11 protein-coding genes are annotated in these 12,564 nt (G+C 55.1%); 3 read left to right on the top strand and 8 right to left on the bottom strand.

What is annotated here, in order from left to right; genetic code table 11:
* Positions 1–37 precede the first annotated feature (37 nt).
* The 3 genes from D7M11_RS13100 to D7M11_RS13090 are packed head-to-tail and all read right to left on the bottom strand — an operon-like array spanning position 38 to position 1,930.
* Complete coding sequence (locus D7M11_RS13100) at positions 38–892, bottom strand: AraC family transcriptional regulator (RefSeq protein ID WP_205127050.1); 855 nt, start codon at positions 890–892, stop codon at positions 38–40.
* A 28-nt stretch (positions 893–920) separates the two neighbouring features.
* Entirely contained in the window at positions 921–1,214 is a 294-nt protein-coding gene (locus D7M11_RS13095; RefSeq protein ID WP_120747675.1) for a 2Fe-2S iron-sulfur cluster-binding protein, read from the bottom strand.
* A gap of 47 nt (positions 1,215–1,261) precedes the next feature.
* Positions 1,262–1,930 (bottom strand): helix-turn-helix transcriptional regulator, encoded by a 669-nt coding sequence (locus D7M11_RS13090; protein ID WP_120747808.1) that lies wholly within the window; start codon positions 1,928–1,930, stop codon positions 1,262–1,264.
* 148 nt (positions 1,931–2,078) lie between these two features.
* Here D7M11_RS13090 and D7M11_RS13085 point away from each other — a divergent pair, with 148 nt between their 5' ends.
* Complete coding sequence (locus D7M11_RS13085; protein WP_420818176.1) at positions 2,079–3,479, top strand: MFS transporter; 1,401 nt, start codon at positions 2,079–2,081, stop codon at positions 3,477–3,479.
* Positions 3,480–3,588: 109 nt separating this feature from the next.
* On the opposite strand, the gene pruA is transcribed toward D7M11_RS13085, so the two are convergent.
* Entirely contained in the window at positions 3,589–5,157 is a 1,569-nt protein-coding gene (gene pruA, locus D7M11_RS13080; RefSeq protein ID WP_120747673.1) for an L-glutamate gamma-semialdehyde dehydrogenase, read from the bottom strand.
* Between the two features lie 26 nt (positions 5,158–5,183).
* Positions 5,184–6,098, bottom strand: a complete 915-nt coding sequence (locus tag D7M11_RS13075) for a proline dehydrogenase family protein (RefSeq protein WP_120747672.1) — start codon at positions 6,096–6,098, stop codon at positions 5,184–5,186.
* Between the two features lie 206 nt (positions 6,099–6,304).
* On the opposite strand from D7M11_RS13075, the gene D7M11_RS13070 reads away from it, so the two are divergent.
* A complete protein-coding gene (locus D7M11_RS13070; RefSeq protein ID WP_120747671.1) occupies positions 6,305–8,020 on the top strand; it encodes a sigma-54 interaction domain-containing protein in 1,716 nt (571 codons plus the stop codon).
* A 137-nt stretch (positions 8,021–8,157) separates the two neighbouring features.
* Here D7M11_RS13070 and D7M11_RS13065 read toward each other — a convergent pair whose 3' ends face one another.
* Both D7M11_RS13065 and D7M11_RS13060 read right to left on the bottom strand, forming a co-directional pair.
* The gene (locus D7M11_RS13065; RefSeq protein WP_120747670.1) at positions 8,158–8,799 is read right to left on the bottom strand and encodes a YfbR-like 5'-deoxynucleotidase; all 642 of its coding nucleotides are present in this window, start codon (positions 8,797–8,799) and stop codon (positions 8,158–8,160) included.
* 442 nt (positions 8,800–9,241) lie between these two features.
* Complete coding sequence (locus D7M11_RS13060; RefSeq protein ID WP_120747669.1) at positions 9,242–10,636, bottom strand: sulfatase family protein; 1,395 nt, start codon at positions 10,634–10,636, stop codon at positions 9,242–9,244.
* Between the two features lie 229 nt (positions 10,637–10,865).
* Between D7M11_RS13060 and D7M11_RS13055 the strand changes: the two genes are divergently transcribed.
* Positions 10,866–11,723, top strand: coding sequence for a helix-turn-helix domain-containing protein (locus tag D7M11_RS13055; RefSeq protein ID WP_120747668.1), 858 nt, complete (start codon positions 10,866–10,868; stop codon positions 11,721–11,723).
* A gap of 83 nt (positions 11,724–11,806) precedes the next feature.
* Here the strand turns inward: D7M11_RS13055 and D7M11_RS13050 are convergent, their stop codons facing one another.
* On the bottom strand, positions 11,807–12,544 hold the full coding sequence (locus D7M11_RS13050; RefSeq protein ID WP_120747667.1) for a CAP domain-containing protein: 738 nt from the start codon (positions 12,542–12,544) through the stop codon (positions 11,807–11,809).
* Positions 12,545–12,564: the final 20 nt, after the last annotated feature.

Raw genomic sequence — 12,564 nt, 5'->3', positions numbered from 1 at the left:
GCTGCTTTGTTTTGTTTTACAAGTAAAGTCCGAGTCGTCAATCCCCCGATGCCGAGCCGCTTGCCTTCGTTTCCTTCCGCATCGAGCGCGGCGCGGCGCCGAATTCTTTTTTGAACGCCCGCTCGAAATGCGACAACGTATTAAAGCCGGAAGCATAACAAATATCGGTTACCGGCAGGTCGGATGCTTGCAGAAGCGTTCGCGCAAACCGCAGCCGCAGCGCCTGCAAATAGTTCTGGAACGCGATGCCGGTCGATTTCCGGAACGTGGCGCTGAAATAGTTCGTGGACATGCCGGCGTGCTTCGCTGCTTCGTCCAGTGTGAGCGGCAGGCGAAAATGGTGATGGATGTAGGTCAGCGCCCGGCGTACGGAAGGCTTCAGATGATCGCCTTCCGCTCTCCGGCCTTCGGCGCTGATCCGGTGCCGGGCAAGCAAGATGAGGATACGCTCCATCGCTCCGCGTACCCAGATGCGGCTGCCTTCGCGCTCTTCCAAGCATTCCGTCCAGATGCGCTCGAATTCGTGAACAAGCAGCTCGCGATCGTCGCCCGCCACCTCGGCCGCATAGCCTTCTCCGCCGCGAAACAGCAGCTGCAGCAGTTCCTCCGACAAAATGTCCTCGGACAAAATCGTATTAAACAGCAGCATCGTACTGCCCGGCTCCGGTCCGATCTCGTGAAAGTCCGCAGGGGTCAGGAGAAACAAGCTCCCGGGTCCAAGCTTGTATTTCGTCCCGTTCCAGATCTGGTAGCCTTCCCCCTCGTAAACGAAGGCAAGCTCGTAAAACTCATGCCAATGAAGGTCGATAGGCTTCTCCAGCTTATGCCTGAACAGGCGAAACGTGGTGCCTTGACTCATATAATCGGCAATCGTTAGTCTTCTTGGTTCCATCGGGTACATCGCCGGCTCCCCCAAGCGTCTAGAAATAAGTTTTCAGCCTGACCGCGACCGCACCCGGCGCGGCGATTCTCGCCTGGCATGCAAGCCGGTAGCCTTCTTCGATTTCATCCTCGTCCATCCGGTCGTATTCGGCATCGTTCGGCGGGCTCAAATAGTCCTTGCCCTCGCTGACGAAACAGCGGCATCTGGCGCATGTGCCGCGCGTACAGTTGAAGCCCCAATCGATCTTATGCTGCAAAGCAAGCTCCAAAATCGACTTGCCGACTTCCGGTTCGACCGTTTTGTGCACAGTGCGACCTTTCAGTTCAATCATAACATATCCTCCGGCTTATAGTAGGCCAAGCTGTGCCCGTTTCCTGTTCAGGACGACCGCACCGGCGTTTCGTCCATTTGGACCGAGTACACGCACCGGTTATCGCCCTGCAAAATGTGTTCTCCCCTCGCGATCCGCGCTTCGTCGCCCAGGACGAGCTGGAACATGTCCAGCTCTTTTTTGCAAATGCCGGAGCAAGCTTTCGCCGCCTCGCAGATCGGGCAATGCTTCTCCACGATCAAGTAGCCACCGGCACCGTCATCCATAATTTCGGCCATATATCCTTCAGCTGTGCGCGCTTCGGCCAGAGCGAGCAGTTTTTCCTTGAACGGCAGCTCTTCCGGTACCCGTTTCCGGTATTCCGCCACCTGCTTGCGTGCGCGGATATCCAACAGCTTCTCCAGTCCTTCCTCGCCGAACGCTTCCTTCATCGAATCGATCAGACTGACGGTAAGATCGGCGTAGCCGTCGGGAAACAGCCGGTTCGCCTCGGCTGTGAGCGCCCACATTTTTGCCGGACGCCCCATCGCTCTCGGCTCTTCCGTGAACGTAACCAGCTTCTTCTCCTGCAGGTCGTATAAATGCTGCCGTACGGCCATAGCGGTAACGCCGAGCTGGACCGCCAGCTGGTGCGCATCCGTGGCGCCGTTTTGCTTAAGCGTATTAATAATGGCTCTTCTCGTTCGTTCGGCGCCTTCTTTTGTCCGAGAACTCATCGTTTTCATCCCAATCGCCTTTAACTTACGTCCTGATGAGATTATAAAGAAAATTGTTGACAAAGTCAAAGCCGGCGTTTACTTTGTTTGTAAAGATATTTGTTTAGAAAGTATCCGAATGCTCTATTTCTACATTTCAGGATGGAAGGTGACCCCCTTGTCTGCAACAGGAAGTATTTTCAGCTCACGTTATCTCGCGCTGACGGTCGGAATTATTCTCGCCGTTATGGCGATCGGATTCGAAGGCTTGGCGGTGACGACGGTCGCGCCCGTCATTGCCGGAGATTTGCAAGGACTTCATTTGTTCGGCTGGATATTCAGCGCTTATTTGCTTGCGCAAATTATCGGCACCATGATTATCGGGCGGCAAATCGACAGAAAAGGTCCCGCCCTGCTGTTTACAATCGCGCTCATCCTGTTCGCCGTCGGACTGGTCGCGGCCGCCATAGCAAACGATATGTATATGCTGATCGCCGCACGGGCGCTGCAAGGTTTTGGCGCGGGCTCCATGTATACCTGCATGTACACGGCCATCTCGCTGCAATATCCGGACCATCTCCGCGCCAAAATATTGGGCGCGCTCGGCACCGCCTACGTGCTTCCCTCCATGCTGGGTCCTTATGTAGCCGGCGTGATCGCGCAGACATGGTCCTGGCGTTACGTATTCTGGGGCGTCCTGCCTATTCTGCTCGTGGCCGCCATCCTTAGCATGCCGGTATTTCGCAAGCTGAAAATGCCGCCGGCTGCCGGCAAGCCGGAATCGGGCGTGATCGGATTGTCCGTGCTGCTGGCGCTCGGCACCGGAATGTTTCTGAGCGGTCTCGGCATGCTGCCGCGGGTGCTCGGCATCGCGCTGCTGCTGGCCGGCTTGGCTCTGATGATCGTGCCTCTGCGCAGGCTTCTGCCGGCCGGCACCTTCGCGCTGCGCCCCGGCTTATCATCCCTGATCGCCTCTCGCGGCTTGTTTTTCGCCGCCTATGTGTGCACGCAGAACTTCCTGGTGCTATCGCTTACGGAAACGAAAGGGTTATCGGCCGACAAAGCCGGTCTCATCGTGGCGAGTGCCGCGCTCAGCTGGAGCATCATCGCGATTTTGCAGGCCCGCTGGGATGCGGCGGACCAGGGACGTGGACGGCACAAGCGGATAATGGCAGGCGTTGTGCTGATGATACTCGGGATCGGCATGCTCGTATGGGTGCCGGCAGTGCATGTGCCGCTCGCTATTTTCGGCGAAATCGTAGCGGGCATCGGGATAGGCCTTGCCCATACGACGAGCGGTACCGTCGCCTTTACACTTGTCAAGGGAGGCCAGTCCGGGCAAGTATCGGGCAGCCTGCAATTCGCCGACTCGTTCACGCCCGGCGTAGCCGTAGGCATCGGCGGGGCCATCATTGCGATCAGCCAAACGGCCGGCAGGTCGCTGGAAGGCGGGATCACCATCGCCATGACGTTTTGCGTGGCGCTCGTCCTGCTCAGCTTGTATGCGAGCGGGCGGACGCGCCGGGTTCAAGCGACTGAGGCCGAAACTTCGGCGCAGGCGATTTCGTAATCGGGGCGTGAATGCGCCCTTGTCCCTTTTCACCGCGATTACATACAAACCGCCTCCAAACGACCGATAACGGACGGATGGAGGCGGCAATAAGGCACATTGGCCTCGTTCAGCTTTTGCGCGAAGTCAGTTTAGCCTGCGTGAACAGCAGCAGGTAGTCGTAACCGCCCGCTTTGGAATCGGTGCCGGACATATTAAAGCCGCCGAACGGATGAACGCCGACAAGCGCGCCGGTGCACTTGCGGTTGATGTACAGATTGCCGCAATGTACAAGCTCCAGAGCCGCTGCGATCCGCTCCTCGCTCGTCGAGAAATACGAGCCGGTCAAGCCGAACTCCGTATCGTTATAGATCGCGATCGCTTCCTGCCAATCTTTCGCTTTGGCAATAGTGAGAACGGGTCCGAAAATTTCCTCCTGCATGATCCGGGCCTTGCCGCTTACATCGCCGAAAACGGTAGGCTGGATGTAGTAGCCGTTTCCATCCACCTTCCCACCGCCCGCGAGCAGAGTTCCTTCCTGCTTGCCGATCTCGATATAGGCGAGTATCCGATTGTACGACGTTTCGTCGATCACCGGACCGACCTGCCCGTTCTGCTCCGGCAGCCCGACCCGAAGCGCTGCGGTCAAGGCGAGCACCTTTTCGACCACCTGCTCGTAAACCTGCTCGACCACGATCGCTCTCGAACCCGCCGAGCATTTTTGACCCTGGAAGCCGAAAGCCGAAGCTACGATGGCCGCGGCCGCCGCATCCAGATCGGCCGTTTCGTCGACAATGACGCCGTCCTTGCCGCCCATCTCCGCCACTACGCGTTTGATCCAGATTTGACCCGGCGCCGTTTCCGCTGCCAGCCTGTTAATGCGCAGACCTACCTCCTTCGAGCCGGTAAAGCTGATAAACCGCGTTTTCGGATGTGTCGTCAAATAATCGCCGACCTCTGCTCCGCTTCCCGGCACGAAATTAATGACGCCGTCCGGCAGCCCGACCTCCCTCATCAGCGCAACGAACTTATGAGCAATAACCGGTGTTGTCGAAGCGGGCTTCAGCAGCACCGTATTGCCCGATACGATCGCCGCCGTCGTCATGCCGACGCAGATGGCGAGCGGAAAGTTCCATGGCGGGATAACGATGCCGACGCCAAGCGGGATATAAGTCAGCTTGTTGTCCTCGCCCGGAATTTTTACTAGCGGCTGGCGTTCGTTCGTTTCGCTTAATCGAATCATCTCGCGGGCGTAAAATTCCATAAAATCGATCGCTTCCGCCGTATCGACATCCGCCTCGACGTAGTTTTTGCCCGCCTCCAGAATCATGAGCGCGGAAAACTCGTGTTTACGCTCACGCATAAGCGCAGCAGCCTTAAATAAATAACCGGCCCTCTCATGGGCGGGTACCCGCTTCCAGGTCTCGAATGTTTGCAGCGCAGCCTGCATCGCCTGTTCGGCCAACGCCTGATCCGCTTTACTGACATAGCCGATCACTTCGCTGACGTTTCCCGGATTGATCGATGTAATCTTCGCGTCGGTGACGATCGTGTTTGGCCCGATATAAAGCGGATATTCGCGGCCGAGCTCTGCTTTGACTTTGGATAGGGCCGCCTCCATCGCCCGGATGTTCTCCGGCTGCGAGAAATCGGTAAAAGGCTCATTAACATACGGAACGATGCCAGGTAATGCATTCATAAGTAAAACTCCTCTCGATATACGGATTATTTGAATAAATTTTTAAGCACGAACCAAACATTGGCCGGTCTCTCGGCCAGACGCCTCATGAAATAACCGAACCAGTCGATGCCATAAGGCACATAGACGCGCACCCGGTAGCCTTCCTGAACGAGCCGCTTCTGCATCTCCTCGCATATCCCGTACAGCATCTGGAACTCGAACCGGTCAGAGGCGATCCCGCGTTCGGCGGCAAATTGCTTCGTGAACGAGACGACCGCCTCGTCGTGACTGGCGACAGCCGCGTAATTCCCGTTTTCCATATGCTCCCGGATCATCGCCTTGTAGTTTTCGTCGACATCCTTTTTGCTTGCATAAGCGACCTCGATCGATTCCTTATACGCTCCCTTAACGAGCCGCAGATTGGCGCGAAGCCCGTTCATATCCTGAATATCCTGCCGGGTCCGGAACAAATACGCCTGAAGCACGATCCCTACATTGTCGTAATCCCGCCGCAGCTCGCGGTATATATCCAGCGACGTCTGGCAATGTGCATAGTCCTCCATATCGATCCGGACGAAATTGCCGTGCTCGCGGGCGCGGTCCAAAATCCGGCGCATATTCCGCATACAAAGCTCCCGGCTGCTATCGAGACCAAGCGAAGTCATTTTGAGCGACAAATTCGAAACAACGCCCGCCTGCGCAATCGCATCCAGCGTTTGCACGCACATGTCGGCGGATTGCAGTGCTTCCTCCTCGCTGTATACGAACTCGCCCAAATGGTCCAGCGTCGCCATCCGCCCGTCCTCGTTCAGCTTACGAACGGCCTCGATCGCCTGCCGGATCGACTCGCCGGCGACAAAACGAGCCGCGCCGAAGCGAAGTCCGTACTTTTTCGCCATCCGGTTAGCGGAGTGACTTTTGCCGAGCGCTTGAAATAGATTTCTCAGCATCGTTTCCATATGGTGCACATCCTTTGTAGGATACTGTCTAACTGATAATGGAATTATACAACTAACGCGTTCTATTTGTACATATATGTTTAATTATTTTCTTTAATTTGTACAACATTGTTCAAATACATGTGTATAGTGCAATGTCAATTTTGAACACATACCGTTTTCATGGTAAACTTGACTAAAATGATCAACCGCTCGAGAGGTACGTTATGGTCAAATACGAGTCGATCCCGTTCCATACCCGGTTTCTCCCCGTTCGCACAGGTTCCACGATTGGCGAGCTCGCTTCTTGTTTGCGTTCGGGAGAACCGGCTTTGTCCGTAGTAGATAGCGACGTCTGCCTATTTACAAGCGACGACTTGCCCCTGCTTCAGACGTTTCCGTCCGAAGACGCTTTGGACGCGTGGCAGCGGACAAACCGGCATCTTGCTTCGCTTGTTTTACTTTATGATGAAACGCTCTCACTTGGTACGCTGCTGCCCCGTCTGAGAGAAGTCCGCAGCCGGCCGATTCTGTTCCGGAACGGCGAAGGAAGTTTCATCGGTTATACTACCCTGACCGATCTGCTCGAGTACGCCGCTATGGAGCAGCAGCGCGGAGCCGCCTATTTTGCCGCACTTGCCGAAACCGTGACGGATGCGGTCACTATCGTCGATCAGCAAGGGAAAGTCATGCTCTGGAATACGGCTGCGGAATCGATGTACAGCCTGCCCCGGTCGGATGTAGAGGGACAGGACATCGGGAGTTTGTTCAAGAAAGAAAACCTGATGGTGCTTGGCATTCTTGACGAAGGCCGCGTCGTCCGCGGAGCCTACCATCGTTCGCGCGACGATAAACATGTGCTCATTAACGTGTCGCCGGTTCGCGACGCGAGCGGTAGGATCATCGGGGGAATCGCGGCGGAGCAGGACATCTCGCAGCTCGTCCGCCTCAACGATCAGCTGACCTCCCCGGACAATGCCCCCTCTGGTGCGGATGAGCTGTTTGCGTCGCTGAAGGCCAAGGGCTCGGCAATCGCGAACGTTATGGATATGGCGGAAAAGGTGGCCGGCAGCGATGTTCCCGTGCTTCTCGTCGGGGAATCCGGCGTCGGCAAGCAGCAGCTCGCCAAATGGATTCATCAAGCGGGTCCTCGGTCCAGCGAGCCGTTTCTTGCCGTCCACTGCGGAATCACGCCTGCGGGGCTGCTCGAAGCCGAGCTGTTCGGCTATCAGGGAGGAACGTTTACGGGGACCGTTAGCGGTCAGCCGGGCAAGCTGGAGGAAGCGAACGACGGCACGCTGTTCATCAGCGAAATCGAGCGTTTATCGCCGGAGCTGCAAGCGAAGCTATATCATACGCTTAAGCAATACACGGTCGTCCGGCAGGGCGGCTTCGAACCGATTCCCGTGCGCGCTAGACTGCTTCTCGCTACAACGGCGAATTTGGAAGTCTTGGCGGAACAGGGAGAATTCCGGTCCGACTTGTATTACATGCTGCAGGCGATGTCGATCCGCATCCCGCCCTTGCGGGAACGTACGGAGGACATCCCAGCCTTGTCGCGGATGCTTCTGGCGCGATATGCGGAGCGGTACCGCAAACCGGTGCCGGCACTCTCCCCCGAAGTGTTTATCGCCTTTTCCCGCTACAAATGGCCGGGGAACATGCACGAGCTCAGCAACGTTATCGAACGCTGCGTCATTTTGAGCGATGGCGAAATCGTCACGCCGGATCACCTGCCTGCAAGTCTTCATAACGACCGGCAGACGCTGCCGGATGTCCCGGCGGATGACGACAGCTACACCGACGCGGACATCGATATCCATGCGATACGGGAAGCGCTGGCGAAGACGGCCGGAAATAAAAGCGCGGCGGCGAAGCAGCTCGGCATTTCGCGGGGAACGCTGTACAACAAGCTGAAGGAAGCCGGACAGGAGACGTCCTGACGGGGCGGTTTACGAAGCAGGCCAACGGCAAAAAAAGTCCGTCGAATCCGGCGGGCTTTCGTGCTGTTTCCGGGATTGTTTTGAAGTGGAAGTTCCATAAGAAACGGGAGAATAAAACGATTTTGGCAAAACGAGGATCAGTCGGCGACGGTAATCGCCAAAGCTTCTTCCGTAATCCTTTTAATATCGACGGAGGAAAGAATCTGTTCGCCTACCATATCCGGGAGAATGTAATCGAGGAAATAGCGGACACAGTGCAAATCGATGTTTTTGATTTTGATTAAAGCGTTCCGGTACATGACGACGAATTCCTTCTCGGTGTTCCCCCTCTGCAGCTCGGCGAACGCTTCGTACACCTGATCCATTTTGTCCGCCACTTCGAGAATCAAGCCTTCAACGGAATCGTCCTTGCCTTCACGCAGCTGGTCGTGAAAAATAGGCTTGTACGCTTCGGGAATTTGCTCCTCGATGAACTTGTACACCATGCCCTCCTCCACTTGCTGAATTAATGAGCGGAGCTCCGGCGAAGCGTGCTTGACCGGTGTTTTGATATCCCCGATAAAAATTTCGCCGTAATCGTGGCTGCTCGTAATCTGGTACAGCTTCTTCCAATTAATCGTCACCCCGTGTGTTTCCTCGATATCCGCCAGTGTTTTCGCATATTGGACCACTTTCCATGAATGGGCCGCGACGCTATGCTCCTCGAACTTGAACTTGCCCGGACAACGAATAATGCGTTCCAGTTCCGTTAACGATCTGAAATAAGTGTGAATGCCCATAACTCATCTCCCTGTATCTGGATGTAATGATTGCGTGTCGATACATCCTTAGTATACCGGGTATATGTTAACGTCATGTAAGCTTGTGTATGGTCTATGTAAAAAAGCTTCGTATTTTAGCGGAGGGTATCGGGTCAATGCGGAAACTGATCGCTTAGCCTAGTTTGGCTTGAGCTTAACGGAACCGAAACTTCCGCTATCGCTGCATTCCAATTGGCAAATTCCCTATAACGGAACAAGAAGTTCCGCTAAGCTCACGGAATGAGCCGGATTCGGCTCGATTTCCCGGCATAACGGAACTTTTGCTTCCTTTATCGCCTCTGTCAGCGGCGCTTACGAGCGATAACGGAACTAGCGCTTCCGCTATGCCAGGCCAGGCTGGCGGGCGACATCAAACCATCCCCGCCTTTGCGCTCCTATGTTCGCAATAGCCTCGATCGCCCTAGAGCGCACCTTCTGTTGCGGCAATCGGGAAAACCGGCACGCCAGCCATAATATCATCATAAGCCTTCATCCATCCGGACAGCCGCTCGGCCAGACGTTCGATTTCCCCCCTGCAAGCAGGGTCGGCCGACAAATCTTCGGTTTCCCACGGGTCGCGGTGCAGATCGAACAATTGCAAAGTGTCCGTACCGGTGTTCGTTACCCGCGAGCGGTAATAACGGATCAGCTTCCAGCGCCCGTCCGTCGCCATTCGCTGTACATCGCGGTACGCCGAACAAACGATATCGCGAACGCCCCTCTTTTCCCCGGCAACAACCGGCAGCAGGCTAACACCGTCCGTTTCCGCAGGCATCTCTACACCGCATAATCCGGCTACGGTCGGGAAAATGTCGATGTTGCTGGCGATCTCAACCTGCTGGCGCCCCCTCGCCATACCCGGCCCGCGAAGGATAAACGGAATGCGGACGCTGTGTTCGTAAACGTTCTGCTTACCCATCAGTCCGTGTTGACCTACGGCCAGCCCGTGATCGGCCGTATATACGATAATCGTATTTTCGTATATACCCTTGGCCTTCAGCGCGTCGATCACTTTGCCGATATGTGCGTCCATATGGCTAATCATCGCATAGTAGGCGGCCATATGCCCGCGGATTTCGTCCTCGTCTCTCGGTATCGCCGCCAGCTTCTCATCCCTTACGGTCAGATCGCCGTTATCGAACGGATGCCTGGACTGAAAATTCGCCGGAAGCGAAATGTCCGACTTGTTGTACATGCTGGCATATGGCTCGGGAGCGATCCACGGATCATGCGGCGCCGTATAGGCAAGATGGAGGAAAAACGGACGTTCTTCGCTGTAGTTCTCGATGAAGCCGACGGCAGCATCGGTGAACAGCTCTGTCGAAAACCCGGACGCGATATATTCGCGCTCCTGAGGGTAAGCTCCCGACGGGTCGAAATCTTGCACCGGAACCTTGTTATGATCGCTCATGCCGTAAAAGAACAGCTTGTCTCCGCCTTCGAAGCTGCGGGCGAAGCTCGCTTTATCGTTATGCCATTTGCCGACCGCATGGGTCCGGTACCCGGCTTCGCGCAACCGCTGCGGCATCAGGCAGACATCCGGTCGAATCGTATTCGAATGAACCCAGCCGCTCCCGTCCTTGGCGATCATCGCCCGGAAAATCGACTTCCCCGTATGGACGCATGCCCTGCTCGGAGCGCACAGCGCCCCGGTCAAACCGCCGAATATATGCATATTGCGAAAAGCGGTTCCTTCTGCCGCCAGCCTGTCCAATACCGGCGTCTGCACCGTTTCGCTGCCGAAAGCGCCTATCGCATCGCCGCGATGATCGTCCGCTATAATAAAGACGACATTCGCTTGTGGTTGTTCCTTCATCGGTTAGCCTCGCTTTCAAGCATTATTGGTTCTATCCAGGATGCTTCATGAATTCGTCAAGCATCCCTAGTCTATCGGAACGAGCAACGAGGGCCAATGTCACAACTAGCGAATAGCATGTCAAAAAACGCACACAAATGAGGACGACCTAAATAGCCCACCTCTTGGTTGACACGCCGTGAATCCGTCAGTAGTATAAAAGCATCGATCGCAAAGGCAGGGCTATCTCATGTCAAAAAACGGCGCTATCGTTCTCCAATCGCTAGAGCTATTAATGAAAGAAGTTATGCTGGAGCCTTACTTGTTCCGGCTCAAGGCGTCGTACAACGCTAGCCTCGGCCCCAACTCGAAGTGGCTCATTCCGGAGAGGGTGCTGGACGATATTCACATGCTGTATGTCGTTTCTGGTGAAGGAACTTACGTTGTGGAGGATGTGCCGATCGAACTCGTTCCGAATCGTCTGCTGTTTCTGATGAACGGTGTGAAGCACCAGGCATACCGCAGGAAGAAAACGACGCTGCGTTTTTTTCCGATGCGCTTCAGGTTGTATCATCCGGCTGCGGATACCTTTGTTCCATCGCGTGTAGAGCCCTTCCACTTTTACTTTTCGCCGCGAAACGGCGTTTCGATTCAGCAGCTGTTTGAATCGGTTTATACGTACAGCCAACTCGAAAGCTCCGTCACCAAGGATCTGTTCGTTCACGCCGCCCTATGCAGAGCGCTTGCGGCTATATATGCAGACTATAAAGGCAGCAGGAGCGGCAGCCCGGTCCATCCGGGCATCATGAAGGTGAAGAAGTACATCGATGACCATCCGGCGGAACGGACTATACTTAAGGAACTGGCGGATTTGGCCGGATTGTCTCCCAGTTACTGCTCCAAATTGTTTCATCAATCCGTCGGAATGCCGGTGAAGGAATATCAGATGAGGAAAACAATGGAGTATGCCGAATATCTGCTGAAGCATTCGACCTATAAAGTGAAGGAAATGTCGGCGATAGTAGGATACCCCGATCCGTATTCGTTTTCCAAGCAATTCAAACGATTCCGGGGGTATTCCCCCTCTTCGGTTACAGTTGAAACCTGAGCGAACGCAAATCAGGACCCCGCCTGCGGGTGAAGCGAAGGCGAGGTCCTTTTCCGTACATTTACGAAATTCCGGTTTGCCGCTTACCCCGTAAATTCTTGAACCCACTCACTGTTATAGTAGGCTACCCCGATCTGAGTGAAGCTGGCGTTCAGAATGTTGGCGCGATGTCCGGGGCTGTTCATCCACTGATTCATTACTTCCGTGGCGCTTGTCTGCCCCTTGGCTATATTCTCACCGGCCGAATTATAGGTGATCCCGAACTGCTTCATCATGTCGAACGGAGACCCGTAGGTCGGGGACTGATGATCGAAGTAATTGTTGTTGTACATATCCTGCGCTTTGGCCATAGCCACATTCGAGAGGCCGCTGTTCATCGTAAGCGGGCTTAGGCCTGCATTCGATCGTTCCTTATTGACCAACTCGAACACCTGCTGAGCAAACTGGGACGCATCGGCAGACGGCTGCTGGCCCGCGTACGGATTCGGAGTTGCGTTCTGGTTCGGATTAGCCGGTTGACTCGGATAAGGATTGGGATTAGCTGCCTGATTCGGATATGGATAAGCCTGATTCCCAGTGCCTGCCGGAAAATTATTATTGTACCAGTCCAGCCAGTTCGATGCTCCATCCGGCGTCTGCATGATATGGCTTCCCGATCCGCCGGTCGAGATGGATGACGCTTGCGTCAAGCTTGCATTGCTGCTGCTGCGGGACGGAGCTTCCACCTTCGCTTGCTTCGGAGTAACTTTCTTACTTTGCATATTTTGACTCGAACAGCCTGTCACTGCCAATATGGCCGCAATCATAATCAATCGTTTCATGATAACCCCCCGTTGCATCG

The organism is Paenibacillus ginsengarvi, assembly GCF_003626695.1.
GTDB lineage: Bacteria > Bacillota > Bacilli > Paenibacillales > NBRC-103111 > Paenibacillus_AB > Paenibacillus_AB ginsengarvi.
This window is presented reverse-complemented; position numbering and strand designations above follow the sequence as displayed.

Excerpts from the sequence above, each read along its gene's own strand:
- D7M11_RS13100 (WP_205127050.1), bottom strand. The coding sequence starts at position 892 with ATGGAACCAAGAAGACTAACGATTGCCGATTATATGAGTCAAGGCACC.
- D7M11_RS13095 (WP_120747675.1), bottom strand. The coding sequence starts at position 1,214 with ATGATTGAACTGAAAGGTCGCACTGTGCACAAAACGGTCGAACCGGAA.
- D7M11_RS13090 (WP_120747808.1), bottom strand. The coding sequence starts at position 1,930 with ATGAGTTCTCGGACAAAAGAAGGCGCCGAACGAACGAGAAGAGCCATT.
- pruA (WP_120747673.1), bottom strand. The coding sequence starts at position 5,157 with ATGAATGCATTACCTGGCATCGTTCCGTATGTTAATGAGCCTTTTACC.
- D7M11_RS13075 (WP_120747672.1), bottom strand. The coding sequence starts at position 6,098 with ATGGAAACGATGCTGAGAAATCTATTTCAAGCGCTCGGCAAAAGTCAC.
- D7M11_RS13070 (WP_120747671.1), top strand. The coding sequence starts at position 6,305 with ATGGTCAAATACGAGTCGATCCCGTTCCATACCCGGTTTCTCCCCGTT.
- D7M11_RS13065 (WP_120747670.1), bottom strand. The coding sequence starts at position 8,799 with ATGGGCATTCACACTTATTTCAGATCGTTAACGGAACTGGAACGCATT.
- D7M11_RS13060 (WP_120747669.1), bottom strand. The coding sequence starts at position 10,636 with ATGAAGGAACAACCACAAGCGAATGTCGTCTTTATTATAGCGGACGAT.
- D7M11_RS13055 (WP_120747668.1), top strand. The coding sequence starts at position 10,866 with ATGTCAAAAAACGGCGCTATCGTTCTCCAATCGCTAGAGCTATTAATG.
- D7M11_RS13050 (WP_120747667.1), bottom strand. The coding sequence starts at position 12,544 with ATGAAACGATTGATTATGATTGCGGCCATATTGGCAGTGACAGGCTGT.